At 58.9% G+C, this 23,546-nt stretch carries 25 protein-coding genes and 1 tRNA gene; 17 read left to right on the forward strand and 9 right to left on the reverse strand.

Annotated features, from left to right (window positions below; translation table 11 throughout):
* Positions 1 to 198 precede the first annotated feature (198 nt).
* The 3 genes from NW826_RS04670 (at position 199) to ubiE (ending at position 2,133) form a co-directional block, all read left to right on the forward strand.
* Positions 199 to 453, forward strand: a complete 255-nt coding sequence (locus tag NW826_RS04670; RefSeq protein WP_414334100.1) for a hypothetical protein — start codon at positions 199 to 201, stop codon at positions 451 to 453.
* A gap of 121 nt (positions 454 to 574) precedes the next feature.
* Positions 575 to 1,300, forward strand: coding sequence for a hypothetical protein (locus NW826_RS04675; protein WP_414334099.1), 726 nt, complete (start codon positions 575 to 577; stop codon positions 1,298 to 1,300).
* 89 nt (positions 1,301 to 1,389) lie between these two features.
* Positions 1,390 to 2,133: a bifunctional demethylmenaquinone methyltransferase/2-methoxy-6-polyprenyl-1,4-benzoquinol methylase UbiE gene (gene ubiE, locus NW826_RS04680; protein WP_414509634.1), complete on the forward strand. Its 744-nt coding sequence runs from the start codon at positions 1,390 to 1,392 to the stop codon at positions 2,131 to 2,133.
* 462 nt (positions 2,134 to 2,595) lie between these two features.
* On the opposite strand, the gene NW826_RS04685 is transcribed toward ubiE, so the two are convergent.
* Together NW826_RS04685 and NW826_RS04690 are read right to left on the reverse strand one after the other, a co-directional pair.
* Positions 2,596 to 3,465, reverse strand: a complete 870-nt coding sequence (locus NW826_RS04685; protein ID WP_414334095.1) for a SpoIID/LytB domain-containing protein — start codon at positions 3,463 to 3,465, stop codon at positions 2,596 to 2,598.
* A 50-nt stretch (positions 3,466 to 3,515) separates the two neighbouring features.
* On the reverse strand, positions 3,516 to 4,805 hold the full coding sequence (locus tag NW826_RS04690; RefSeq protein ID WP_414509562.1) for an MFS transporter: 1,290 nt from the start codon (positions 4,803 to 4,805) through the stop codon (positions 3,516 to 3,518).
* A gap of 193 nt (positions 4,806 to 4,998) precedes the next feature.
* Here NW826_RS04690 and yidD point away from each other — a divergent pair, with 193 nt between their 5' ends.
* The gene (gene yidD, locus NW826_RS04695) at positions 4,999 to 5,277 is read left to right on the forward strand and encodes a membrane protein insertion efficiency factor YidD (RefSeq protein WP_414334091.1); all 279 of its coding nucleotides are present in this window, start codon (positions 4,999 to 5,001) and stop codon (positions 5,275 to 5,277) included.
* 70 nt (positions 5,278 to 5,347) lie between these two features.
* On the opposite strand, the gene NW826_RS04700 is transcribed toward yidD, so the two are convergent.
* Entirely contained in the window at positions 5,348 to 5,764 is a 417-nt protein-coding gene (locus tag NW826_RS04700; RefSeq protein WP_414334105.1) for a RidA family protein, read from the reverse strand.
* Positions 5,765 to 5,904: 140 nt separating this feature from the next.
* Between NW826_RS04700 and NW826_RS04705 the strand changes: the two genes are divergently transcribed.
* Together NW826_RS04705 and NW826_RS04710 are read left to right on the forward strand one after the other, a co-directional pair.
* Complete coding sequence (locus tag NW826_RS04705) at positions 5,905 to 6,255, forward strand: phenylpyruvate tautomerase MIF-related protein (protein ID WP_414361033.1); 351 nt, start codon at positions 5,905 to 5,907, stop codon at positions 6,253 to 6,255.
* A gap of 158 nt (positions 6,256 to 6,413) precedes the next feature.
* Positions 6,414 to 7,079 carry a TVP38/TMEM64 family protein gene (locus NW826_RS04710; protein WP_414509563.1) on the forward strand — a complete coding sequence of 222 codons (666 nt, stop codon included), beginning with the start codon at positions 6,414 to 6,416 and terminating at the stop codon, positions 7,077 to 7,079.
* Positions 7,080 to 7,148: 69 nt separating this feature from the next.
* Here NW826_RS04710 and gshA read toward each other — a convergent pair whose 3' ends face one another.
* On the reverse strand, positions 7,149 to 8,285 hold the full coding sequence (gshA, locus tag NW826_RS04715) for a glutamate--cysteine ligase (protein WP_414509564.1): 1,137 nt from the start codon (positions 8,283 to 8,285) through the stop codon (positions 7,149 to 7,151).
* Between the two features lie 114 nt (positions 8,286 to 8,399).
* Here gshA and NW826_RS04720 point away from each other — a divergent pair, with 114 nt between their 5' ends.
* The 7 genes from NW826_RS04720 to NW826_RS04750 all read left to right on the forward strand — a co-directional run bounded on the left by NW826_RS04720 (position 8,400) and on the right by NW826_RS04750 (position 15,472).
* Complete coding sequence (locus NW826_RS04720) at positions 8,400 to 9,839, forward strand: NAD(P)/FAD-dependent oxidoreductase (protein WP_414509565.1); 1,440 nt, start codon at positions 8,400 to 8,402, stop codon at positions 9,837 to 9,839.
* Positions 9,836 to 11,116, forward strand: coding sequence for a hypothetical protein (locus NW826_RS04725; protein ID WP_414509566.1), 1,281 nt, complete (start codon positions 9,836 to 9,838; stop codon positions 11,114 to 11,116). The genes NW826_RS04720 and NW826_RS04725 overlap by 4 nt, the downstream gene beginning before the upstream one ends.
* Before the next feature lie 22 nt (positions 11,117 to 11,138).
* A complete protein-coding gene (locus NW826_RS04730; RefSeq protein ID WP_414509567.1) occupies positions 11,139 to 12,416 on the forward strand; it encodes a hypothetical protein in 1,278 nt (425 codons plus the stop codon).
* Positions 12,417 to 12,473: 57 nt separating this feature from the next.
* Positions 12,474 to 12,926: a hypothetical protein gene (locus tag NW826_RS04735; RefSeq protein ID WP_414509568.1), complete on the forward strand. Its 453-nt coding sequence runs from the start codon at positions 12,474 to 12,476 to the stop codon at positions 12,924 to 12,926.
* Positions 12,927 to 13,062: 136 nt separating this feature from the next.
* On the forward strand, positions 13,063 to 14,364 hold the full coding sequence (locus NW826_RS04740) for a gamma-glutamyl phosphate reductase (RefSeq protein ID WP_414509569.1): 1,302 nt from the start codon (positions 13,063 to 13,065) through the stop codon (positions 14,362 to 14,364).
* Positions 14,365 to 14,494: 130 nt separating this feature from the next.
* Positions 14,495 to 15,136, forward strand: coding sequence for a hypothetical protein (locus NW826_RS04745; RefSeq protein WP_414334076.1), 642 nt, complete (start codon positions 14,495 to 14,497; stop codon positions 15,134 to 15,136).
* A gap of 3 nt (positions 15,137 to 15,139) precedes the next feature.
* Positions 15,140 to 15,472 carry a DUF3493 domain-containing protein gene (locus NW826_RS04750; protein WP_414334074.1) on the forward strand — a complete coding sequence of 111 codons (333 nt, stop codon included), beginning with the start codon at positions 15,140 to 15,142 and terminating at the stop codon, positions 15,470 to 15,472.
* Between the two features lie 7 nt (positions 15,473 to 15,479).
* On the opposite strand, the gene NW826_RS04755 is transcribed toward NW826_RS04750, so the two are convergent.
* On the reverse strand, positions 15,480 to 15,869 hold the full coding sequence (locus NW826_RS04755; RefSeq protein ID WP_414334072.1) for a hypothetical protein: 390 nt from the start codon (positions 15,867 to 15,869) through the stop codon (positions 15,480 to 15,482).
* 244 nt (positions 15,870 to 16,113) lie between these two features.
* On the opposite strand from NW826_RS04755, the gene psaC reads away from it, so the two are divergent.
* A complete protein-coding gene (gene psaC / locus NW826_RS04760) occupies positions 16,114 to 16,362 on the forward strand; it encodes a photosystem I iron-sulfur center protein PsaC (protein ID WP_244348937.1) in 249 nt (82 codons plus the stop codon).
* 16 nt (positions 16,363 to 16,378) lie between these two features.
* Here psaC and nadD read toward each other — a convergent pair whose 3' ends face one another.
* Positions 16,379 to 17,041, reverse strand: coding sequence for a nicotinate-nucleotide adenylyltransferase (gene nadD, locus NW826_RS04765; RefSeq protein WP_414334070.1), 663 nt, complete (start codon positions 17,039 to 17,041; stop codon positions 16,379 to 16,381).
* Positions 17,038 to 17,652, reverse strand: coding sequence for a Holliday junction branch migration protein RuvA (ruvA, locus tag NW826_RS04770; RefSeq protein ID WP_414334069.1), 615 nt, complete (start codon positions 17,650 to 17,652; stop codon positions 17,038 to 17,040). Before ruvA ends, nadD begins: the two co-directional genes overlap by 4 nt.
* A 108-nt stretch (positions 17,653 to 17,760) precedes the next feature.
* Here ruvA and NW826_RS04775 point away from each other — a divergent pair, with 108 nt between their 5' ends.
* Positions 17,761 to 18,696, forward strand: a complete 936-nt coding sequence (locus tag NW826_RS04775; protein WP_414509570.1) for an alpha/beta fold hydrolase — start codon at positions 17,761 to 17,763, stop codon at positions 18,694 to 18,696.
* On the opposite strand, the gene NW826_RS04780 is transcribed toward NW826_RS04775, so the two are convergent.
* Positions 18,693 to 19,226, reverse strand: a complete 534-nt coding sequence (locus NW826_RS04780) for an HNH endonuclease (RefSeq protein WP_414334103.1) — start codon at positions 19,224 to 19,226, stop codon at positions 18,693 to 18,695. The two genes, NW826_RS04775 and NW826_RS04780, sit on opposite strands and share 4 nt — an antisense overlap.
* 103 nt (positions 19,227 to 19,329) lie before the next feature.
* Between NW826_RS04780 and lnt the strand changes: the two genes are divergently transcribed.
* Both lnt and NW826_RS04790 read left to right on the forward strand, forming a co-directional pair.
* Positions 19,330 to 20,907 (forward strand): apolipoprotein N-acyltransferase, encoded by a 1,578-nt coding sequence (lnt, locus tag NW826_RS04785; RefSeq protein ID WP_414509571.1) that lies wholly within the window; start codon positions 19,330 to 19,332, stop codon positions 20,905 to 20,907.
* An 82-nt stretch (positions 20,908 to 20,989) separates the two neighbouring features.
* A tRNA-Thr gene (locus NW826_RS04790) sits at positions 20,990 to 21,062 on the forward strand.
* A 66-nt stretch (positions 21,063 to 21,128) separates the two neighbouring features.
* Here the strand turns inward: NW826_RS04790 and NW826_RS04795 are convergent.
* Entirely contained in the window at positions 21,129 to 23,426 is a 2,298-nt protein-coding gene (locus tag NW826_RS04795) for a DUF1796 family putative cysteine peptidase (RefSeq protein ID WP_414509572.1), read from the reverse strand.
* Positions 23,427 to 23,546: the final 120 nt, after the last annotated feature.

Here is a 23,546-nt window from a genome sequence, read left to right on the forward strand (position 1 = left end):
ATTGCGTTGGGATTCTCAACATCACCCCTAGCAGTATCGCAGAATGAAAGACAAATATAAAACGGTTTTCCACAGGATCTCTTGCTGCTCCGCTGACCTGCCCGACCTGCGTCCGGTGGGATTTGCGCTCTGCCCAAGCACTGGGTTCGATGGAATGCCACCAAGTAGATTTAGGATCTGAGTAGCACGAGTTCAGCCATGACCAGTCCCAAGCCGGCATCTTCTCCCCCCCAAAACTCTCCGCCCCTCTGGCTCAGCCTGGCGTTGGGGCTCACCACCGCTCCGGTTCTGTTGGGCCTGGTCTTGGCGGATCGGGCCGGCAAATGGCTGGGATCCCTGAGCTGGGAAGATCCGGGTTGGTGGCTGGGGGAACGGCTGCCCAACTTGGACAGGGCCACGCTGCAGGCCCATGAGCAACAGCGCAAAAACTCTGCCCCAGTCGAGAATTCTTAGCTTCCCTATTGCTTGCGTATCATAGGTAAAGCGAATCTGCAGCAGGAGTTAACAGCCTTTGCGTAGACTGGCCAGACCGCCGCAGGAGTTCACCTCCGGGTTCTCGGGGGTGCTGTTTTGGTTGAGCGCATTCCTCTTCACGGCGGTGGTGAGCGCTTGTCTAGGCTATCTATTCGGCCAACGAGCCCTATCGGGGGTTTCTTCTCCCGTCACCGGTTCCGGTCAGGCTTCTCGCTCCCGCGCAGTTCGGGATCCCCGCAGCGTGCCCTTGCTGAACGAGGCTGAGGTGATCGCAGCAGCGGAAGCAAACCTTCGCCCACCCCCAACGCCTACCCCTCTTTTCACGGCAACGCCCACGCCAGTCGCAACACCTACCCCAACGCCCACCCCCCGCCTGTCGCCTGAGTTGGCGGCGGCCCCCTCTCCAACGCCTACCCCCCGACCTGTCACTCCATCTCCGCCGCCTCCCCGCGCCTCGTCACCGGCGCCCACCCCACCTCCCCTCCCTCGGCAAGTTGCCACCAGTGGCCAGGTTGCCATGCAGGTGCTCTCGGTTCGTCGCGAGGGAAGCCAAGTAGTCTTGAATGTGGCTATGCAGAACAACTCGTCAGAGACGGTGCGCTTTCTCTACAGCTTCATGAACGTTACCGACGACAACGGACGCTCGATCAACGCTCTTGCCCAAGGTTTGCCGGGGGAGTTGCCCCCCAACAGCCAAGTTTTCCAGGGCATCATCCGCATCCCAGCTTCCAGCTTGGCTGGATCCCGCTCCCTGTCCCTGAGTTTGGCCGATTACCCCAGCCGCCGCCACCGAGTGGGAGCCAGCGGGATCCCGGTGCCGCCCTAGCCCCTCTCTTCTTTTGGCTTCAGGCCGGCGATCCGTTCGCGCTCTTGGGGCTAGATCCCCAGGTCTTTACAGGGAAACATGAGGTGGCAGTGCCCAGTCCAACCTTTGAACAGCCTGAGCAAATCCGAGAGCTCTTCGACCGCATTGCTCCCCACTACGACTTCTTTAACCAAACCTTGAGCTTGGGTCTCCATCAGGTTTGGAAGCGCATGGCCGTGCGTTGGTCGGGCGCCAGCTCAGGGGATCACGTGCTGGATCTGTGCTGCGGAACCGGCGATCTGGCCCTGCAGTTGGCCCGCCGAGTAGGACGCAGGGGTCGTGTAGTGGGCCTAGATTTCTCTCCCGCCATGCTGAACATTGCCCGGCACCGCTCCCGGCAGCTATTCCCTAACCATCCCATCGAGTGGGTTCTAGGAGACGCTCTGACCTTGCCTTTTCCCAACGATAGCTTCGATGCCGTTACCATGGGCTACGGCTTGCGCAACGTGAGCGATATTCCCCAAGCCTTGCGCGAGATCCGACGGGTGCTAAAGCCGGGGTGCCGTGCCGCCATTTTGGATTTTCATCGCCCTACAGGGATCCCTTTTCTCGAACACTTTCAGCGCTGGTACTTGAACACCCAGGTCGTTGCCCAGGCCAAAGCCTTGGGACTGGGATCCGAATATGCCTACATCGATCCCAGCCTGGATCGCTTTCCATCTGGAGAAGAGCAGCGGCAGATGGCCCTGCAGGCAGGGTTTGCTAGCGCCAAATTTTACCCCCTAGCGTGGGGCATGATGGGGGTACTGGTGATTGAGGCCTGTCACTGCGATCGTCAGTGTAGCGCCTCATAGGGATCCTTTGGCCTCCGCCTAAGTAGATAGGGATCCACCTGAGGCTCAGGCTCTGACCTAAACCATTGGTAGCAAACAAGCTGGACATCTTCTTGATTAAAAAACGGTGGATTCTGATGGTGAGAGGGGAGATCCTTGTACAATTCCTCATCAATAAACAACTCATCCAGCGAGTCAATTAGATTGGCAACATCCCGATCCTTCTGATAAGTTTCCCAAAGTTTCTTACAGTCTCTCTTCTATGTACGAATGCTTTTGATATGGGTAGCCAAGTCCAGCTTCCACCCCGTTCTCACGGGGAATTTTTGCGCTGGGTAAACCGGTTTATGGGCAGCGTTCAGATCCTAACTCCTCCAGAACTGGCTGAGCAGCATGCCAAGCTGGCTGAGGAACAGTTGCAGAGGTACCTAGAGCACACTCGATGCGGGCAAGATAGAAGGCCGGGACGAGACGTCGAGGATCTCACTCCGGCAGACGGGCCAAGCTGACCCCTCGGTAGTAATAGGCCAAAATTTGGTGGTAAGTCCAGCCCTGACGGGCCAATTCTTGGGCGCCCCACTGGCTCATGCCAATGCCATGCCCGTACTTGGGATAGGGGCTAAAATCCGGCAGACTTCTCAAGTAGGGGATCCCGCTCACCCCAACGGTTTGGCTGCCGGCGCTGGCGCTGTACATGGCGTTTACAAATTGCCCCCCATACACCATGACGATGCCGCGGGTGGCGTGTGTTGCTGCTAGGGCGGCGGCTGAGCGCTGCGAGAGGCCCCGATACACCTGGGAGCGGGTGTCGCTAAACACATCAAACCAGCCGCGGGAATTGCGGTGGTGAAGAACATAGGTGCGGGCTGCCACCGCCTGGGCCTTGAGGGCCTCGGGCAAGAAGCGGGATCCCATCTCGGCTTCCACCACGCCGGCCACGTAGTCTTCTAGATCCACGTAGTTGATGGCCATTACCCTGTTGTACCCGGTCAAGAGCACCTTGCCGGAATACCAGCGGCCATCCACCGCCACCAGGCCACCCGCTGGCGGCTCGATGAACAACACCGGGCTGACCACCCCCTGCAGGCGCACCCCTTGAGGGCCGGGCTGGGCCAAAAACCCTTGCATGGGCGGCAACTCGGCCAGCACCTCTTGGCGGCTGTTGGTCAGTTGGGCGGGGCGAGAAACGCCCACCACCACAGGGGCGGTGGCATCGGCCAATTGCACGCGCACCGTCACCCCCCAAGCGCTCTCTATCCATCCCCCTAAGGTGCCCACCAGCAGGGATCCCATCAGGGCAAGCCAACCCCGTGCTCCCATAGCCTCTGTCCAGAGTTCTTTTTTGTACAGCAACCCCAGCCTAGGATAGAGCAAATCGGACTTGGGAACGAAAATCAGGGTGCCTAAAGGGCGGGACGGGATCCCGTTGACAAGGGAGTGGGCGGATGGGGTTGCTCCAAAGGGAGAGGATCAGGTTGTCGAAACCGATCCGGTTCCAGGCCCAAGGCAAAGCACAGGGAGGATCCCGGTCGTCCATTGGAGAAGCAGAGAAAAGCTCCCAGCGAAGCCAATGCCAGAAGGGCCGCATAGCCGAACATGGCCCGATAGCCGGATCCCAGCGCCAGGGTGCCCAGGATCGGCCCCGCCAGCCCAATGCCCAAGTCAAACCCACACATCACCAAGCTGAACAAACGCCCCCGCTCCGCCGGCTCAGAGCGATCGGCTACCAGGGCGGAGATCAGCGGGATCAAGGTGCCAAAACCCGACCCCACCACGATCCCGGCGACAAGAAAAGCCCCGACGCTGTCGGCAACCAACAGGATCCCCATCGCCAGAGCATAGGTGGCCAAGCTCAGAGAGATAAACGGCCCCCGCCCGTAGCGATCGGAAGCGCGACCAGCCAGCAGGCGCACGCCGAAGCTGGCAAAGGCCACCGCCGTATAAAAAAGACCGGGATTGAGCGGAACTCCGACCTCTTGGATCAACAGGGCCACAAAAGTAGTCTGGGTGCCGAAGGCCAGCCCCACCAAGAGCATGACCCCGGCGAGAGAGCACACCTTGGGGTTGAGCACAAGGCCCCAAAACGCTCCATCCGGGGGCAGGGATCCCCAACCCCCACGGCGCTGCTCGCGAACCGATTGGGTACAGAGAAAGCCCACCAACCCCAGCAGAGCGGCAAAGAGAAACAGAGGGCCATAACCAACCAGCTCCTGCAAAAAGCCGCCCAAAGCAGGGCCGATGGCTACACCAATGGGATTGACCAAACTCATGTAGCCCAAGATCTCGCCGCGTTTTGCTTCCGGGGCAAAATCCGCCACCAAAGTAACGTAGGCGGTGGCAAAAGCGGCGATGCTGATCCCGTGAAAGGCCCGCACCAGCGCTATCCACGGGATCCAATCCCAGAGCCAGTACCCCAAAGGCGCCATCCCCGCCGCGCCCATGCCGATGAGCAAGACGATCCGGCGACTATGGCCATCCGCCAGCCGCCCCAACCAAGGGCGAAAAGCCAGCAGCCCAATCGAGAAGGCCCCCATCACCAAGCCCACCTCTTGGCTGGTGCCGCCCACATCCCGGACGTAGAGCGGCAGTGTGGGCAACAGCGAAGACAGACTGGCCCAAAAGAGCAGCCCGGCCACGAAGAGAATGCCCAAGTTGCGCCGCTGCGCCGGCTGTAGCTGCCCGAATACCCTCACGCCCACTCCCGATGAAACTCTCACAACCCTGCCAGGGAGCAAAGCTGTCTCCACAGCATCCCTGAACAGAAATATTACGAAATGTCTATTTGGGTGCTGACTTTTTCAATCTTAACCTCTTGTCTGGAACTGTGCAGGATCCCTGTTCAGGGGCAGCCGTTAGCCTGGAAGTGGCCTTTTTGTACGCTCGCCTATGGTGGAACGGTCAGATCCCTTGACTCGCGGTTTGGTTGCCCTGATTCGGGGCTACCAGATAGGCATCTCCCCTTGGCTGCCTCCTGCCTGCCGCTACTACCCCACCTGCTCCCAGTACACCCTGGAAGCGGTGCGGCGCTACGGCGCCATCCGAGGCAGTTGGCTGGGGATCCGCCGCCTCTGCCGCTGCCACCCTTGGCATCCGGGGGGCTACGACCCAGTGCCCGACTTGCCAGGATCCGCACCTGACGAAACTTATCGCCCCAGCCGAGATTGATTGACGAGGGGGATCCCTGTCAGGCCAAGATCGGTGTTGCCGGAAAAGGCTGTATTTGGGAGCCGGTCAGTCAGGAATAGCAGGCCACCGCCTCGATTTCCACCAAGGCATTCAAGGGCAAGCCAGCCACCTGCACGCAAGAGCGGGCCGGCGCCGGGTCTGCGGCAAAAAACTCTCGATAAACCTCGTTCATGGCGGCAAAGTCTTTCATATCCGCCAAAAAAACCGTGGTCTTCACCACATTGGCCAGGCTCGTGCCCCCTGCTTCCAGCACCGCCTTCAGGTTCAGCAACGCCTGCCGAGTTTGCGAGGCAACATCTTCCCCCGCCAGCTTGCCAGTTTTGGGATCCAGGCCCACCTGGCCGGCGGCAAACAGAAAAGGCCCCGAAGCAACAACGCCCTGGCTGTAAGGGCCGACAGGAGCAGGAGCGGCCTCGGTTTGTACAGCACAAGGGCCTGGCCCGGTTTGGCCCTGCGGATGGCCCATCGCGGAATTGGCCAGATTGCTCGGCTCCATAGAGGTTTGCCCCCGTGAAGAGAAGCTCTTTCGCTACGCTACCACAGGCCGATCCCAGAGAAGACGAACCCGCAATGCCAAAATAGGCTTGTCGGGAAGAAAAAGTACTCATGCCTTTGATCAAGTTGCAAACCTCTCTGCAGCCAGAACCTGCCGCCGTGGCAGACCTACTCAAGTTCCTCTCTGCTGCTCTGGCTAAGCAGTTGGGCAAGTCGGAAGCCTACGTGATGACTGCTTTTGAAGGAGGGATCCCGATGACCTTTGCCGGCAGCGCCGATCCCTGCTGCTATGTAGAGATCAAGAGTATTGGGCAGTTTTCCGCCGATCAAACCCGATCCCTGAGCGAGTTTTTTTGCAGCACCATCGAGGACAAATTGGGGATCCCCAAGAAGAGGATTTACATTGAGTTCGGCGATGCCAAAGGCTATCTTTGGGGATGGAACGGCACGACCTTTGGGTGAAAGCTACTTCACACAAGTCAAGCATCTCCTCGCCTGGCTGCTCCAGCCTATCTAGCAAAAGCTTTTTGACGCTCCCGACCGCCGTGGCAGACCCCACCCAACCCAGAACAAATCCCGCAAAGCAGCAGCTTCTGCTGAAGCTTGCTGGCGTTTTGGGCGTGGCCGTTCTTGTTTTTTGGGCAGCCCATCGATTGGGATTTTTTGGAGTTATTCAAGACTGGTTCGCCGAGGCTCTGGGCTGGGTGGAAGGCTTGGGGCCGGTGGGGCCGGTGCTTTTCATTGCCATCTACATTGTGGCCACTGTGCTGCTTCTGCCGGCTTCGGTGCTGACCTTGGGCGCAGGGGCTGTGTTTGGGGTGCTGGCTGGGGCTTTGTACGTGCTGATTGGGGCAACCATTGGAGCCAATTTGGCCTTTCTCATTGGGCGCTACTTGGCGCGGGAACGGGTGGCCAGATGGATCGAGGGCAATCCCCGGTTTGCGGCCATCGATCGGGCGGTGGGGCGCGAGGGATGGAAGATCGTCGGCTTGATTCGTCTGTCGCCCGCCTTTCCCTTTAATCTGCTCAACTACGCTCTGGGACTGACCCAAGTTTCTTTTCTGAATAACCTGCTGGGCACCGTCGGGATCGTGCCGGGCACCTTTATGTATGTGTACATCGGCTCGCTGGCGGGATCCCTGGCCAACAGGGAAGGCCTGGATCCCCAAGCGCAAATGGTTCAGTGGGCCGTTCGCCTTGTGGGCCTCATCGCCACCGTAGCTGCCACCGTCTACATCACCCGTGTGGCTCGGCAAGCCCTACGGGAAGTGGTGGAGCCTGTCTAGGCCAATCCAAGTCAGGTTTGAACTGGGGAGCCCGCGGGGGGTTAGCAGCGTCCACCCTTGCGCAGAGGCTTAGCCAACCAGTTGGCAGAGGGTCTCTTGTCTTTCTCGGTCTTGTTCGGCCAGTTCCTGGATGGCGCGTTGGTACACCTGGGCGGGTGTGGATCCCTGGTTGACCTGTCTCAGCCAGCGCTGGGCCTCGTTGCCCTGTTGGAGCAGAGTTTGCAGGGGAGCCAAGAAGCAGCCCAAGCCCTGGGGTTGGCCGATGCGCCAGGCTTCAGTCAGCAGCTCTTCAATCCACTCCTGGGCTAAGCGTTCGCGGCCAGTGCGCCAGTCAATCAGCCGAGCTTGCAGCGATTCTCGAGCAGCGGCCTGCTCGTTGGCCTCGCAAAGGCTCTCCAGCTCCGCTGGGGTAAAAGGCCCCCCCAAGGGATCCAGCGCCTCCGGCTGAGATAGCAATTGCCAGAGGCGGGCCTCTACTAGGGCGGTGATGGCCAGGATCATCACCGGATCTGCCACCAGGTCGCAGATGCGCAGCTCCACCCGGTTAAGCTGGTAGGGCCGCTCCGGGCCGTTGGGCCGTACAGAAGCCCAGAGGTGGCGCACGTTCTGCATCGTGCCCAGAGCCAGTTGCTCCTGCATCCAGGCGATGTAGTGGGCGTGATCCCGGAAGAAGGGCACCTGGGCTGGCGTTTTGGGAAACACCTGCCAACGGCTGGAATGGTAGCCCGTTACCTGGCCGTCCAGAAAAGGAGAAGAAGCGCTCAGGGCCAAATAAAGAGGGGCTTCCGCCCGCAATAGGCGACAGGCGAGGAAAATGGCTTCCGTATCCGGCAGACCGACATTGATGTGGATGCTGGCGGTCACCACCCGCGTGCCGTAGGTGCGCTCGATGTAGTCGTGGTAGGGGTTGCCCGGATCCGAGCGCTCGAAGTGGTCACTGCCGCCCAAAGCCAGCGTGCTCCCCGGCAGCAAGGTGTAGGGGCCAAGACGGCGCAAAAACTGCCGCAGTTGCAGGCGAGGCCGAAGCAAGGCACAGAGCAGGTCTTCGTAGCGGCGAAGGGGCGGGGTGATGTATTCAACGTTGCGCCGATCGGGTTCTCGCACAAACTCCGGCAAAGCCTGGCAGATGCGATCCGATAGGCCCACCACTTCCCCGGCGGCGGTGCCGGTGTACATCTCCACCTCAAAGCCCTTGGTCAACAGCACAGGCCAGCCTCCAGCCGCAGCCTCCTCAGTCTACCTTTTTCCTCCTCTACCCATTTTCCCAGTCTCGCCCCACATTACAATGTCGGCAGCACTTGAAGGCAGAAGTAAGGCGAGATGCGGGATCCCATCTATATCCTAGGGGCGGGGCCGGCGGGCATGGCGGCTGCCTATCGCTTGACCCAGCTAGGCTTCCCCGTGGTGGTGGTGGAACGAGAAGACAGGGTCGGGGGCCTGGCCAAAAGCATTCGCTACCAGGGGTTCATTCTCGACTATGGCCCGCACCGGTTTTTTACCAAGATCCCAGCGGTGCTGGAGCTGTGGAACCGGGTTTTGGGATCCGAACAGGTGACTGTCCGGCGGCTTACCCGCATCTACTACCGCAAGCAATATTTTCAGTACCCCATCCAAGCTTGGGAAGTCCTGCGCAAAGTTGGCTGGTGGGAAAGTCTGCGCATTGTCCTTTCCTATCTCTGGGCGCAACTCATGCCGCAGCCGGCTCCCCAGAACTTTGCTGACTGGGTCAAGGGAAAATTCGGCACCCAACTTTTTCAAATGTTCTTTAAGGGCTACACGGAAAAGCTGTGGGGGATCCCTTGTACCGAAATCAGTGCCGATTGGGCTGCCCAGCGCATCAAAGGTCTTAGCCTTGGGCAAGCCATCCGCAAGGCCCTGGGGTGGAAGCGCGGCTCCGTCAAATCTCTGATCGACCAATTTCAGTTCCCTCGCCTGGGATCCGGCCAGCTCTATGAAAAAATGCAGGAGTACCTGCTGGCTGAGGAGCAGAAGGTCTTGCTCAATACAGAGGTGATCGCTCTTAGGCAGGAGGGATCCCGGATTGTCGAGCTGCAACTGCGCCATCTTCAGGATGGAAGGGAAACATGGGTCTCCCCCTCCCACGTCATCTCTTCGATCCCTCTGACAGTGTTGGTGCAGAGCCTGCGGGAACTGCCTCCCCCAGAAGTGCTGCAGGCAGCCCGCAACCTCAAGTTTCGCAACACGGTTTTGGTTTACTTGATTGTGGAGGGATCCCAGCTTTTCCCCGACAACTGGCTGTATATCAACGACCCAACAGTGCAAGTTGGTCGGGTAACCAACTTTGCCAATTGGTCGCCGGCCATGCTCCCCAACCAGGAACAAACCCCCTTGTGCTGTGAGTATTGGTGCAACTTTGGGGATCCCTTGTGGCAAGCCCCTGAGGAGGAATTGCTGGCTTTGGCTGAGAGGGAGCTGCGTCAGATTGGCCTGCTCCAGGATCAGCAGATCTGCGGCGGCTTTGTGGTGCGCCTGCCCCGCACCTATCCCATCTACGCCGGCAGCTACAAAGAAGATCTAGCCACTTTGCAGAAGTATCTTGGCCAGTTTGAAAACCTGCAACTGGTGGGTCGCTACGGCTCGTTTAAGTACAACAACCAGGATCACAGCTTGCTGATGGGCCTATTGGCGGCGGAAAACATCCTCCGCCCCGGCAGCCACGATCTCTGGCAGGTGAACTCCGATGACGATTACCAAGAAGAGATCAAAGTGCCACCCCCACCTGCGAAGGTCTGGCGATGAGCTTCTCTCTTAGCCATCTGTTGCGGCAAAGCCGGCAGCGTCTTGCCCCTTTCTCTATCCAGGTTCTGCTGCCAAGCTTAGCCTTGACAGGGTTGCAGATCTTCTTAATCTCCCTTTGGAGCCAGGAGGATGACTATGCTTCCATCTTCAAGGGTTTAACCCAGTGGGATAGCCATTGGTATTTGGGGATTGTGCGGCAGGGCTATCAGTTTGTCGGCTTTGACAAGATTGCCTACGAGCAGAGCAATGTGGCCTTCTTTCCTGGCTACCCTCTGGCCGTTATTGCCCTCAGCCGCTTGTTGCGGGTTGAGCCTGAGTTAGGGCTTTACCTGACCGCCCAGCTCTTTTGTTGGCTGATGTGGGTTTACCTTTTCCTATTTTACCGCCGCTGGCAGATCCCCTTGCTTTGGCAAGTTTTGGCAAGTTTGATGATCTTGGTCTATCCCAGCAGCTTTTACCTTGTCGTAGGCTACAGCGAATCCCTCTTTACGGCCAGCTTGTTGGGTTTTTTCTACTGGTCGGCCCACTTGAATTCAATGAGGTCAGGACTCCTGGCCGGGATCCACGGTTTGGTGATGAGTGCCACCCGCATTGTGGGTTTGCCGGTGGCGCTGGTTCCTCTGTTGCGGCTATCCCGCCCTTGGTTTTGGACAGCCAGCGCCGTTGTTTTGGCCTTGTCGGGCGGGCTGAGCTTTTTCCTCTACTGTCAGCTCCGCTTTGGCCGCTGGGATCTCTACATGGAAATGCAGCGCTACTTTGGCCCCAGTTCTTTCGATTACCTGGCTATTATTCAACCTCGTACTTATGCCCCCCTCTTTTCTCTTGGGTACTGGCAGTCCTTATTTTCCTTTTCCGAGGCTTTGGGGGATGGGATATGGGCCATTTCCCTCAGTCAACTGTTTGTTCCCCTCACCCTGGGATCCCTAGTTGTTACAGGCTTGCTGGATGGGTGGAGTGTCCTGGCCGGCAAGAGCCGGCGCTGGCAGGAGCGGCTGGGGCTCCATTTGGCTGCCTGGATTATGTTCTCCATTTCCGTGGCCGGCATGAGTGCCGTGGCCCAGAGAAGTATGATCCGCTACTGCCTGCCGGTTCACACCCTGCAGGTGCTGGCCTGGTTGCATGGGATCAGATCCACCGATTTCAGCTTCATCCCTCAACAGGTGCGTTTCTATCTTGGCAGTGTCCTAAGGCTAGGCTACTGGATCTTGGCTTTAGTCTTCTTTGCCCTAAACCAAATCCTCGCGTGGCGCTACGTCCAGCATCTTTGGGTGGCTTGATCGAACCTTGGTAGTGAAGCTGATGAGTTTGCGTCCTAGCCTTCTGTTGCAGCAGATTCGCAAATGTTTAGTTGGCTTCTCTACTCGGATTTTTTTGCTGGGCTTAGCGCTGACTATCCTGCAAGTGTTGGCGATATACCTTTGGACAAAACGCGGCAGCTATGCTTCTGCTTTTGCAGCCCTGAGCCAGCGCGATAGCTATTGGTACCTGAGCATTGTAGAGCGGGGGTATCAGTTTGCGGGCTTTGACAAGATTGCCTACGAGCAGAGCAATGCAGCTTTCTTTCCCGGCTATCCGCTGGCGGTGGCCGCCATGAGCCGCCTGTTGGGAGTTGAGCCTGAGCTGGGGCTTTATCTCACTGCTCAGCTCTTTTGTTGGCTGATGTGGGTTTACCTTTTCCTATTTTACCGCCGCTGGCAGATCCCCTTGCTTTGGCAAGTTTTGGCAAGTTTGATGATCTTGGTCTATCCCAGCAGCTTTTACCTTGTCGTAGGCTACAGCGAATCCCTCTTTACGGCCAGCTTGTTGGGTTTTTTCTACTGGTCGGCCCACTTGAATTCAATGAGGTCAGGACTCCTGGCCGGGATCCACGGTTTGGTGATGAGTGCCACCCGCATTGTGGGTTTGCCGGTGGCGCTGGTTCCTCTGTTGCGGCTATCCCGCCCTTGGTTTTGGACAGCCAGCGCCGTTGTTTTGGCCTTGTCGGGCGGGCTGAGTTTTTTCCTCTACTGTCAGCTCCGCTTTGGCCGCTGGGATCTCTACCTGGAAATGCAGCGCTACTTCACTGGCGTGCAGGCCAATTACCAAGCCCTTTTCCAAGCTTCTACCTATGTTCTTTCCCCTGAGCGATGGCAAGTCTTGCTCTCTCCTTCTGCACCCGTGAAGGATCCTGGCCTGTGGTCTGATGCTCTCAGCCAACTGTTTGTGTCTGTTACGTTGGGATCCCTAGTTGTTACCAGCTTGCTGGATGGGTGGAGTGTCCTGGCCAGCAAGAGCCAGCGCTGGCGGGAGCGGCTGGGGCTCCATTTGGCTGCCTGGGCCATGTTCTACATCGCTGTAGCCGGCATGAGTCCCCTGGGCCAGCGAAGCATGATTCGCTACTGCCTGCCGGTTCACGTCGTACACGTGCTGGCTCTCCTGCACTGGGCCAAGCACACGGATTTGGGCTTTCTTCCCCTCTGGGCTCGTCCCCACCTGAGCAGAGTTCTCAAGCTGGGCTATGGGCTTCTGGCTCTCATCTTCCTCGTCCTCAACCAAATCTTGACCTGGCGTTACACCCAGCATCTCTGGGTGGCTTGACTCCACTTTCTTGAAGATAGGATGTGAGGGATCCCGACTTCTCCCCAACTAGGAGCTGTGGCGTTTTCTTCTCCCCGCAAGTTGCCTCGGCAGAAATCGTCCCTGCGGGTGGCTCAGCTGATTGAGCCCACCAAGATCTACCCCTGCCCGTGTTGCCATCAGGGTCAGTTGCGCCTGATCACCCTGACCGAGGCTTTTGGCTGCAGCCGTTGCCAGCATATTTTCGCCATCACCCCCGACCGTTTGCATATTGAGCAACTGGCGGTTTCTTATCCCTATCGCAAAATGTGGTTCTGGAACGGCCATCAGTGGGTCTTGCGGCGGGAAAATGCCCTCCAGGGATCCACGCTCTTGGGCCTCACCTTTAGCCTGGGGGTTGTTTTGGTGGTGGGGTTTATCGGTGCGGTGCTCTTTCCCAGCCAAACCCAGTTGCTCAGTTGGTTCCTGATTCTTGGCTTGTTGCTGACCCTGTTGATGGCCACGGCGATCCTGCTGCTGCGGCGGCCTTAAGATTGGCGGGACTTTCCCCGGCGATCCCCTGCAGAATCAGCAGCCCCGGCACTTGTGGATCCAGCCATTTCTTGTTAGCAGTGGTCTGGAGAAGGGAGCAGGTCTGTCGTCGGTCAGCCAGGCAGGAGAGAAGCGAGTGACAGATTTCGGTTCAGCCTTTGACCTAAGCACTACTCTGCGACAGGTACGCCGTTTGCTGCCGCAGATGCAGCGGCTGAGCAGCCAAACCAAGCGCCAGGCCCTGCTGGCTCTCTCGCGTTGTTTGCTGGATCGCTCCGATCTGCTGCTGGAGGCCAATACCCTCGACCTGGAAAGCTGCCGCGAGCAAACCCTGCCGGAGTGGATCCTCAACGGCCTCAAGCTCACTCCTGAGCGCCTGCAGCGATCCGCCCAGTTGCTTGCTCTCTTGGCCCAACAGCCGGATCCCATCGGTAGCCTGGAGAGGGGGTGCCGTCAGGACAGCGGGCTGTTTATTGGCCGCTACCGCGTTCCTTTGGGGCTGATCGCCTTGGTCTACGAGATCTACCCCGAGTTTGCCTTGAATGGCATTGGCATGTGTCTCAAGACGGGCAATGGCGTGATTCTGGCCGGCAGCGGCCCTATCCAGAAAACCCATCAGGCCCTGGTCAACCTGTTGGCAGAGACCGCCTACGAGCACGGGATCCCGGAAGGGGCCATTCAAACCCTGCCCGTCCAAGACCAAACGGCCGATCCTCAGGCCGATTCCCCACTGTTGCTGTTGTTGCAGCAAACCCGCTACGTGGATCTGGTGATCCCCTGTGGTCGCCCCGGCTGGGTGGAGTTCCTGTTGCAGGCCAGCAAAGTGCCGACTCTGGTCACCCATCTGGGGTACGGCCACATCTACGTGGATCGCACGGCTCCCTGGCCTTTGGTCAAGTCAGTTGTGTTGGATCCCCTGGCCCAGTATGGCGCGGAAGGGATCCCGATTTATCAGCCCCTCACCCTTTGGCTGCTGATCCACACCGATTGGTCCGCCAATCATCTGACCGCCCTGATTGAAGACTTGCTGGGTCAAGGGATCGATATACAGGCAGCAGCCCCTATTCTGGAGCGATTCCCCCAGCTTCACCCGCTTGGGGAGGGCTTTGACTCCACAGAACAGCCTCATCTGCGCCTACAGCCCGTTGCCGACCTGACGGAGGCGATCGCCTGGATCAACAAAAATGGCTGTCGTCAATCGGAGACGATCCTCACCGATAGCCAATCGGCAGCCCAGCGCTTTCTCCAGGAGGTGGATGCCGCCCTGATCCACCTCAACACGTCCCCCCTCTCGGCAGGCCGGGGAGCCGGGATCCCCACCTTGGGAGCGTTTCGCGACCTGTCTTTGGGCATTTCCACCCAGCGGCTGCACGTGCGCGGGCCCATTGACCTGGAAGCTTTGACAACAGTGAAGGTGGTGGCTCAGGGTGGCCTGTAGCGGGGAAAAGTTGGGATCCCGAACTGCCGTTCTCCCCAAAAGCCAGGAGATGGCGTGAGACTAGAAAGGGAGGGATGCCGGCCCGGTCGTCCGACGTCCAACCCAGCCCAACAGACGGGGGAGAACTCCTTTGGGGATTGACCTGCGCAGTTATGTGTTTTTGGATCGGCTCCAGCCCCAGTACGCGGCCTACCTGGGCACGGTGGCCCAGGGCTTTTTGCCCCTGCCAGGGGATACTTCCCTCTGGGTCGAGATTTCCCCCGGCATCGAGATCAACCGCGTCATGGACATCGCCCTCAAAGCCACTTCGGTGAGGCCTGGGCTGCAGGTGGTGGAGCGCCTCTACGGCCTTTTGGAGGTACACTCCAGCAATCAGGGGGATACCCGCACGGCTGGCCGCGCCATTCTATCTGCTCTGGGGGTGAGCGAACAGGAGCGCCTCAAGCCGCGCATCATCTCCAGCCAGATCATCCGCAACATCGATCCCCACCAAACCCAGTTGATCAATCGTTTCCGCCGCGGCCAAATGCTGTTGGCCGGCCAAACCCTCTACATCCTGGAGGTGCAGCCGGCAGGCTATGCCCCCCTGGCCGCCAACGAGGCAGAAAAATCGGCCCGGATCAACATCCTCGAGGTGATGCCCTTTGGCAGCTTTGGCCGCGTGTACCTGGGCGGGGAAGAGCAAGATATTCTGGCCGCCTGCCGCGCTGCCGAAGCCATTTTGGCGGGGGTTTCCGGTCGGGATCCCCTTCTGTTGCCCGAGGAGGTGTAGTCGATGGCAGAATCGGATCCCAAGTCTTCGCCCAAAGCCAGCTTGCCCCAGGATCCGATGGCGGATCGGGTGAGGCTGCTCACGGAGCTGGCCGCTCCCTATCGGAGTTTGCGGCGCTTCATCTACCTGGCGGTGGGATTCTCGGCCACCATCGGGGCATTTGTATTTTTCTTCCGGGCCTTGGCGGGGCGAGATCTGGAGACCACCCTGCCCAGCTTGGCGCTGCAGTTGGGGATCCTGGCCGGCGCCCTCGGCCTGAACAGGCTGGAAAACCGTTCCCAGCAAAAGCTGGTCAGACAGGTGAAGCAGCGCTTGGGCATCCGACAAGACCGCTAGCCCGGCTCTAAAAATCCCAGTTCTCTGGGCCGGGATCGGAGTCGTCCTCCGCGTCGGCGCTGGGCAAATAGCGGCGCTCCCTTGCCGGGGCTTCCTGGGGCCATTTTTGAACTATTTGGATGGCCAGAAAGGCAACCAAGGCAACCAAGACCGCCAAGGTGAGCAGCGGAATCGCCAGGATCACCACCGCGCCCAACACGTAGATGGCCACCTTGGGCAAGGAGGGATCCACCCTCCAGCCGCGGCGGTACACCCACTCGGTGAGCTGCCGATCCCATTGGCGCAGGCGAGGGACGTTCTCTGCGTAGATCTCCTGGAGGATATCGGCCAAAACAGGCCCCAGGCGGCGCATCTGGCCTTGGGTTTGCCTTCTCCAATTCCGCAGCGAGCGTCCCATTGATAGGATCCCTTGCCCTGGTCTTTCTCAGGCGATCCTAGCCCAACGGGAACAACGGCTCCGGGGCCCTTATGACAGCCGTTCCGCTAGCCCAATCCTGTAAATTTGTTTGAACATTTGGATCGGAGCTTGGGGTGTCTTGGCAGGACTACAGTACACTGAGGGCACTTGCGCAGCGATGTTGCTGCCACGCCGATTGGTCAATCTTTTTTAACTTTTCAACCTGCTCGACTGGAGAACGCTAATGGCTCACTCGGTCAAGATCTACGACACCTGCATCGGCTGCACTCAGTGTGTGCGAGCTTGTCCCACCGACGTGTTGGAGATGGTGCCCTGGAAAGGGAACAACAAAGCCGGGATGATCGCGGCCTCTCCCCGCACCGAAGACTGTGTTGGCTGCAAACGCTGCGAAACTGCCTGCCCCACGGATTTCTTGAGCATCCGGGTCTATCTCGGCCCCGAAACCACCCGCAGCATGGGCTTGGCCTACTAAGGGGTTGGGGGTACTTCTACCGGATTGATTCGGAGGGGAGGGATTCCTCCCCTTCTTCACGCTGCAGGTAGAGGCGGTGCTGGCGGATGTAGTGCTCCACGGCAGGGGGCACCAGGTAGCGAATGGATCCCCCCTTTTGGATTTGCCGCCGCAAGTAGGTGGAAGAGAGGGTCAAGGTAGGGGCTTCCAGGATTTCCGCCTGGATGGGCAACTGTTGGGCCACCAACCGCAACACCTGGGCGGCATCGCCGGCATCCACCCGTGGGGCGACAATCCAGTGGCAGAGGCGGGCCAATTCTTCGGCTCGATACCACTGGGGCAGATCCCGCAGGGCATCCACGCCGAGGATCCAGTACCACTGGGTATTGGGTTGCTCCTGGATAAGGCTGCGCAGCGTCTCAATGGTGTAGGAGCGCCCCGGACGGCGGATCTCCAGCTCTGAGCAGGCGAAGCGCTGGTGGTCGGCAATGGCCAGTTTGACCATAGCCAAGCGGTCGGCTTTGCTGGCGCCGGCGGCCAGGGGCTTGTGGGGGGGATCCCCTGCCGGCATCCACAGCACCTGATCCAGGTCAAACTGCCAAAGGGCTTGTTCCGCCATGATCAAATGGCCGTGATGTACAGGGTTAAAGGTGCCGCCCAGGATGCCGATGCGGGGCTGCTTGCGGACAGAGGGGCTCATGGCTGGCGGCTGAGGTAGGTGATGGCATCCCGCAGCCACTCTTCCGTTGGGCGAGGCTGGGAGGGCAAAGCTTGCAGGGCCGCCTGAATTTCTTGAGCGCTGTAGCCCAGGGCCAGCAAGGCCATTTCCACCTCTTCCCGGATGGGCATGGGCGGCCCGCCGGCCAGGGGGCGATCTGCGTTCTCCAAACCTTGTCGCCAGTGGGCCAGCTTGGTTTTCAGCTCCAAGGCCAGCCGCTGGGCCGTTTTGTGACCTACCCCTGGTGCGAGGGAAAGTAGGCGCACGTTTTCGGTCACCACTGCCTGAACCAGCTCCGGCAGGCCAAAGGTATTCAGCAGAGCCAAACCCAGAGCCGGCCCTACCCCCGCAACTTTGATGAGCTCCACAAACAAATCGCGCTCGGCTGGCGAGCCAAACCCGTACAACACCAGCTCGGTCTCTCGCACCACCAAGTGGGTAAACACCCGCACGGGCTCTCCGATGGGGGGCAGTTGCTTGAGAAAACGCGCCGGGGCCTTGACCCGATAGCCGATCCCCTGCACCTCAACGGTGAGGCTGCTGCGCTCTCCCCATTCGATGGCGACGAGGTGGCCGCTCAAAAAGGCGATCATGCTGCAAGTCCAATCCGTGTTTAGGATACTCTGCGCGGCTACAGCTCCAGAGTCGGCTGAGCAGAATTTAAAAGAATCTAGAATAAGAAAAGCTTACAAGCGACTTCTATGGCTTCAACATCGGCATCGGCCACTCCCGTTTCGGCGCGGTGGACTTGGCGAGGGCAGTCGGTTCATTATGTCAAACAAGGCGAGCAGGGTCAGCCTTTGCTCTTGGTGCACGGCTTTGGGGCCTCCACCGACCACTGGCGCAAAAACATTCCCGAATTGGCGCAACACTATCAGGTGTATGCCATCGATTTGCTGGGTTTCGGTCGCTCCGCCAAGCCCAACTGGGACTACCGCACCGAAATCTGGCGGGATCAACTGCGGGACTTTTGCCAACAGGTGATCCGTCGGCCCGTGGTGGGGATCGGCAACTCCCTGGGCGGCTATGTGGTGCTCAGTCTGGCGGCGGAGTGGCCGGAGTGGGTGCGGGGCGTGGTGCTCTTGAATGGGGCAGGGGGGTTCTCCACGCTCAAAGGATCCCCGAGCGGCTGGCGGCAATGGCTGGGCGGATTGGTGGGCTGGGGCCTGCGGCAGCGCCTGGTATCTTACTTGCTGTTTCAGTACTTGCGACAGCCGCACGTGATCCGGGCCAAGCTGAAGCAGGTCTACTACGACCCGGCGGCGGTGACAGACCAACTGGTGGAAGACATCCACCGCCCCACGCGGGATCCGGGGGCTGCCGATGTGTTTGTAGCCTTGATGCGGGGCGGGCAGAAGGGACGCTACGTGGATGAGCTGCTGCGCAGCTTGGTGCGCCCGCTGTTGTTGATCTGGGGAGAACGGGATCCCTGGATGCGGGCCCGCGAGCGCTCTAAGCTCTACCGGGCTCACTACCCTCAGGCGGTGGAATACTTCCTGGAGGCCGGCCACTGCCCTCACGATGAGCGCCCCGAAGAGGTCAATGCCCTGATCCACCAGTGGATCGAGACGGGGATCCCGGCCACCACCTCTCCCCCCATTTCCAAAGCTGCCCCCACGTCAGAACTCCATCCTTAGCCGTTGTCCAACGGTTCCTCTTGGGGATCCCCTTCCAGTCCGATGGCGTACTTGGACCATTCTCGGTGGGAACCACTGTCAACCGCTTTGGAGATTTCAAAGTAGAGGGTGCTGTGGGGACGGCGGGGTTGGCGCAGCAGGGGCATACCGGCTTCGCGGGGGGTGCGGTTGCCCTTTTTTACGTTGCAGCGCACACAGGCGCTGACCACGTTCTCCCAAGTATCTCCACCGCCGCGGGAGCGCGGGATCACGTGATCGAGGGTGAGGTCTTCGCCGTAGCAACCGCAGTACTGACAGCGGTGCCCATCCCGGTAGAGGACGTTGCGGCGCGTGAGCGGGATCTCCTTGTGGGGAACGTGGACATAGTGGCGCAGACGAATGACAGTGGGCAAAGGAATGTTGCCGTACACCACTCGACCGTTGTGCTCGATTTGCTCGGCCTTGCCCTTGAGCAGCAGAACAACCGCCCTGCGCCAACTGGTGATGTTGAGCGGCTCGTAGGAGGCATTCAAAACCAAAACCTTGCCCATAGTGCTACGCACCGCTGACGAGATCCCCAAGCCAAGCCGGAAGGCGCCAGACCCCTGAAGTTATGCAAAATGTTAACACAGCTTTAGATTTAGGCGCTTGTTGATGAAGCTGAAAGTGGGAGATTCAACCCAACAGCAGGATCTGCTCCAAAAAGGAAACCCAGGCAGGCGCTGGCTGATGGGGCTGGCCATTCTGCTACTTTGCCTGGGATCCCCCAACCGCTGGCTGCATTGGTTTCCGGGGGCGCTGCTGGGCCTAGCCCCGCTGTTTGACTTGTGCGAACAACAGCAAGGGTGGGCGCGGTGGCGTTTGGCCTATGGCCTTTGGTTTTGGGTTTGCCTGTATGCCTTCTGGGTGGATCCCTTCTCAGTCAAGGTGCTGAGCGCCTGGGAGATCTTGGGGGGCGTGGTGGTGGCCCCCCTGATCCCCCTTTTCTTTACCACTGCTACGCTCCTGAGTTTGCATCTGAGTCATCCCCTGCCGCCTTGGGCGCGTCCGCTGGGCTTGGCCACGGTCTGGACAGGTTTGGATGGGCTGTTGGGCTTGCTCTGGTGGCCTATTCCCTTTCATTGGGGCTCCCTGTTGTTCGATTGGCCCCTTGCCATCCAGGTGGCCGATATCACAGGCATCTGGGGGGTTACCTTTTTTGCTGTGTTTGTCAATGGGGTGCTTTGGCAGATGGCCAGGCAGATGACCCGAGGATCCCTGAGAACCTGCTTGGATGAGCTGCTCAGGAACAGGGATTTCTGGAGTACGCTCGCCTGGGGCCTGGGGTTGACGGGGCTGGTCTTGGCTTATGGAAGCGTGCGCCTGGCCTACTTCGATGCTGTGGCCAGGGATCCCGGCTTTCGGGTGGCGGCGGTGCAGCAGGTGGCTTGGTTGGAAGCCGATCGCAGTTGGGACTACCGCAGGGAGCGCTACCGGGAGCTGCATCAACTTTCTGCCCAGGGGGTGGCCGCCGGCGCACAATTGGTGATTTGGCCGGAGGGGGCGCTGCGGGCGCGGCTGCTGAATACCGCCCTGGAACCTTATGTGATCGAGCCGATGCAAGCGATTCTGCCGCCAGAAGGCGCTTTGATTACGGGGGCAACAGAGCCGGATCCCCGCACAGCCCATCTGCCGGAGGAGCAGCAGCGATTGTTGAACATGGCCCTGTTGTTCGACGCCCAGGGCAGCTTGCTGGATGGGTTTGGCAAGCAGTGGATCTTTCCCTATTTCGAGTCGGGGCGCTATGTGCCCTCGCCGGATGGCTATCGGCCTTTGGCCGGGGGCGAGCTTTTCGGGCCTTTGGGGGTGATGATCTGCCTGGAGAGCGTGCTGCCTGCGCCCAGCCGCGCTCTAACCCGTCACGGCGCCGAGTCTTTGATCGTGATTTCGGATGATAGCTGGTTTGGCAATAGCCACTGGCCGATGCTGCACGGCAAGCTCTCGGTTTTCCGGGCTGTGGAAAACCGGCGTAGCATGGTGTTTGTCAACAACACCGGCGGCAACCTGGTGGTGGATCCCTCAGGTCGGCTCCAGCAGGTCGGCCCCATCTTTCAGCGGGGGGTGATCACGGGAGAGGTAAGGCGGCGTTCTGAGACCACCTTCTACAGCCGCACGGGGGATTGGTTGGTGTGGCTGACGCTGGGGCTATCTCTGGGGTTGTGGCGCCGGGGATCCCGAGTAAGGCAAGGATGAGGTAAGATCAGTAAGCTTGCCCAGGATCAAGATCGGGATTGCTTGCTCCGGAGTGGCGGGTTCCCCCATCGAATCAACCGTTGCTGATGTAGCTCAGTCGGTAGAGCAGCTCACTCGTAATGAGCAGGTCATCGGTTCGAGTCCGATCATCAGCTTTCTGGATTGAGCACCTTGGAGCGCCTCAAACTTCTGCTCTATCCCCACCCGCCCATTGTCGGCGCCTACAGTTGTGGGGGGCACCAGAAAAGATTGCGGCTAGAGACCCCCAAGGAATGGAGAATATCCCTCATGATCCCTGTGCAGTACTTCCAATGCTCAGGATCTGCACACATGCGGTCGGGGTTAAACTCCAAGTTGTAATGGATAACATTGGGGATCCCTACAAACTCATCGGAAGACTGAAGGGAAATAACCAGCAACAAGAAAGGCTTGCCCCTGCGCTTAGCCGCCAGCTTATCTACCAAGTCAACAACAGCCTCTCGCCGGCAACCGCCTGTGCGCACGAACAAAACTTTATCGGCCTTTTCCAAGACATACAGAAAGCGCTTGGCGCGAGCTGTATAACGAGTCCGCATCCGCTCGTGGATTGGATTCATATTCTGCAGTGGATCTTCCCCTTCTTCCACCTCATGGCCGAAAGAAAGACCTGTCCACTTGCTGTGATAAATTCGCCTGTCTTCAGGGCTGTAGTGCAAATATTGCGGATCCCACATGCCCTGAAACTCGTGGTGGATCATATCGGCCACATCGGCCAAGTTGCTGGTGCGGGTCAGATCAAAAGGAAATGCAGGCCCGTCATATTCCAACTTGTAGAGCAGCATTCGCACTGCACAGCGATCCCCCAGGGGAACAACAGCAACGCGATGAATATCAGATAAGGCGCATGTGTATTCCAATAGCATGACCGAGTTGGGAGCGGCCTTGACCCGGCTTTCCAACCCCCCTTCTCCAATCATCAACGCGCGGAAAGGAGCATCGCGATAGAGGGGATCCTCATAAACCCCTGGTGGCAAAGCTTTGAGGGCAGCCCGCACTTCCTTCCACATGGGGTGGATGTTGTACTCGTGATTGCTCCGATTGATCACGCACAGGCGAGGCCTGGGATCAGAAGAGCCTTTTGAAGATCCACTGAGCTTGAGCAGGATCAGGGATCCATCCTCGAAGATCGTTTCTACTGCTTCTGCGGAAAAGAACTGAGCTATTGGGGAGAAGATGAGGTCGGCATCTGCAGGAATGGAGAGGGTGGTTTGAACCGAACTGTCCTCTTGTATGGAAAGTAAATGTAGGGTCTTGTCTCCTATCCTTGCATCGCTTCTGCCAATATACAGTCCCGGCTGCAGGCGTGATTTTTGGAAAGCAGTCTGCAAAGATTGCCAAGTCGGCGCAAGGGTATAAGGGTAGGGGGTTATATTCACGATGCGAAATTGATCTCTGCCTATTTCTGCAGCTACCCAAAAGCCATTGCCGTCTTCAAAAATGATTCGTTCTGCAGTGGATTGAGCCAGCTTTCCACGAGCCGACAGAACTTGGCCGGGATCCAAGAGCGAGAGATCGATGGCCTCAAACATGACCTGATGTCCCCTGGAATTGGGGTGAGCGGGGTCAAAAGCAAGGTCTGGTTTCCAGCGGCCCTGGCCATCGTCTAGGATGGGCAGCCAATTGAACACAGGGCATCCCCAACCGAGCATCTTTTGCTGAGTTTCCTGCAGAAGCAGATGCTGTTCTGGACCATAGTCGCCGTGAGGATAGACCCCTGCCAAGATGGGCAAAGCGCCTATATTTTGAATCTTCTCAATCAGGCGTCGCAGGCCGTTTTCAAACCGCCTTTGGACGGCACGTCGATGCTCCGGCAGAGCCGTGGCCAAGCCCTCATTTCCCAACGACAAGGCCACAATTACCACGTCCGGTTGTTCGGGAACGACAACTTGATCAAACCGTGCCAGCGTTCGGCTGACCGTAGCCCCCAATTCCGAGAGATTACGCACCCGATGGCCGTAGCGCTCCCGCAAGGCTTTCTGCAACAGCCAGGCCCAACCTCGCAATAGCCAGGCGCTGCACCCCAGGGCAACGGAGCTACCCAAAACAACTATCTTCAGTCCCGGCAAATCTTCAGGCTCAGGCTCAAGAATAGGGGTGGCAAAATAGCCGTAAGGACAGGAAGGGATCCGGCCAAACTCGCCATCTTCCACGATCAAAACTGATGGCAAAGGCTGAGGCTCAAGCGGCACCCAGCGATTCCTATCGGCAGCTTCCCAAATAACTTCGCCATCGGCCTGAACGCGCAGATATCGGTACTCCACTCGAGGGGTCTCTTGAGGCCACTCCCCGGAGGATAGGGGGCCAGAAGTGCCATCTGCCAGGCCTAATGGCAACTCCACCCACCAGAGCGGATAACAAGCGGGATCCGTCTGCAGCCAAACACAGCGGCTCGGATCCCAGGCGCCCAACCGAGGGCTGGATCCCACCAGGGCAATTCGATCACCGGGCTGAGTGGTGGCGCGAACTTGGAAACGATACATTTTTTTGGAAGTTTTTGGAGGAGGGGGAGAGGAACTTCTCCGGACTTGCCGGTAAACAGACATACTCAAGCAGTCGGCTTACTACCCTGCCGGCAACTTGCAAGAGAAAGCAGAGGCTGG

It is taken from the genome of Synechococcus sp. OH20, assembly GCF_047502685.1.
GTDB lineage: Bacteria > Cyanobacteriota > Cyanobacteriia > Thermostichales > Thermostichaceae > Thermostichus.

Bases quoted from the DNA above. Each gene is read 5' to 3' on its own strand.
- NW826_RS04670 (WP_414334100.1), top strand. From the start codon at position 199: ATGACCAGTCCCAAGCCGGCATCTTCTCCCCCCCAAAACTCTCCGCCC.
- yidD (WP_414334091.1), top strand. From the start codon at position 4,999: ATGGTGGAACGGTCAGATCCCTTGACTCGCGGTTTGGTTGCCCTGATT.
- NW826_RS04700 (WP_414334105.1), bottom strand. From the start codon at position 5,764: ATGGGCCATCCGCAGGGCCAAACCGGGCCAGGCCCTTGTGCTGTACAA.
- NW826_RS04705 (WP_414361033.1), top strand. From the start codon at position 5,905: ATGCCTTTGATCAAGTTGCAAACCTCTCTGCAGCCAGAACCTGCCGCC.
- NW826_RS04720 (WP_414509565.1), top strand. From the start codon at position 8,400: ATGCGGGATCCCATCTATATCCTAGGGGCGGGGCCGGCGGGCATGGCG.
- NW826_RS04725 (WP_414509566.1), top strand. From the start codon at position 9,836: ATGAGCTTCTCTCTTAGCCATCTGTTGCGGCAAAGCCGGCAGCGTCTT.
- NW826_RS04730 (WP_414509567.1), top strand. From the start codon at position 11,139: ATGAGTTTGCGTCCTAGCCTTCTGTTGCAGCAGATTCGCAAATGTTTA.
- NW826_RS04750 (WP_414334074.1), top strand. From the start codon at position 15,140: ATGGCAGAATCGGATCCCAAGTCTTCGCCCAAAGCCAGCTTGCCCCAG.
- NW826_RS04755 (WP_414334072.1), bottom strand. From the start codon at position 15,869: ATGGGACGCTCGCTGCGGAATTGGAGAAGGCAAACCCAAGGCCAGATG.
- psaC (WP_244348937.1), top strand. From the start codon at position 16,114: ATGGCTCACTCGGTCAAGATCTACGACACCTGCATCGGCTGCACTCAG.
- nadD (WP_414334070.1), bottom strand. From the start codon at position 17,041: ATGAGCCCCTCTGTCCGCAAGCAGCCCCGCATCGGCATCCTGGGCGGC.
- ruvA (WP_414334069.1), bottom strand. From the start codon at position 17,652: ATGATCGCCTTTTTGAGCGGCCACCTCGTCGCCATCGAATGGGGAGAG.
- NW826_RS04775 (WP_414509570.1), top strand. From the start codon at position 17,761: ATGGCTTCAACATCGGCATCGGCCACTCCCGTTTCGGCGCGGTGGACT.
- NW826_RS04780 (WP_414334103.1), bottom strand. From the start codon at position 19,226: ATGGGCAAGGTTTTGGTTTTGAATGCCTCCTACGAGCCGCTCAACATC.
- lnt (WP_414509571.1), top strand. From the start codon at position 19,330: ATGAAGCTGAAAGTGGGAGATTCAACCCAACAGCAGGATCTGCTCCAA.
- NW826_RS04795 (WP_414509572.1), bottom strand. From the start codon at position 23,426: ATGTATCGTTTCCAAGTTCGCGCCACCACTCAGCCCGGTGATCGAATT.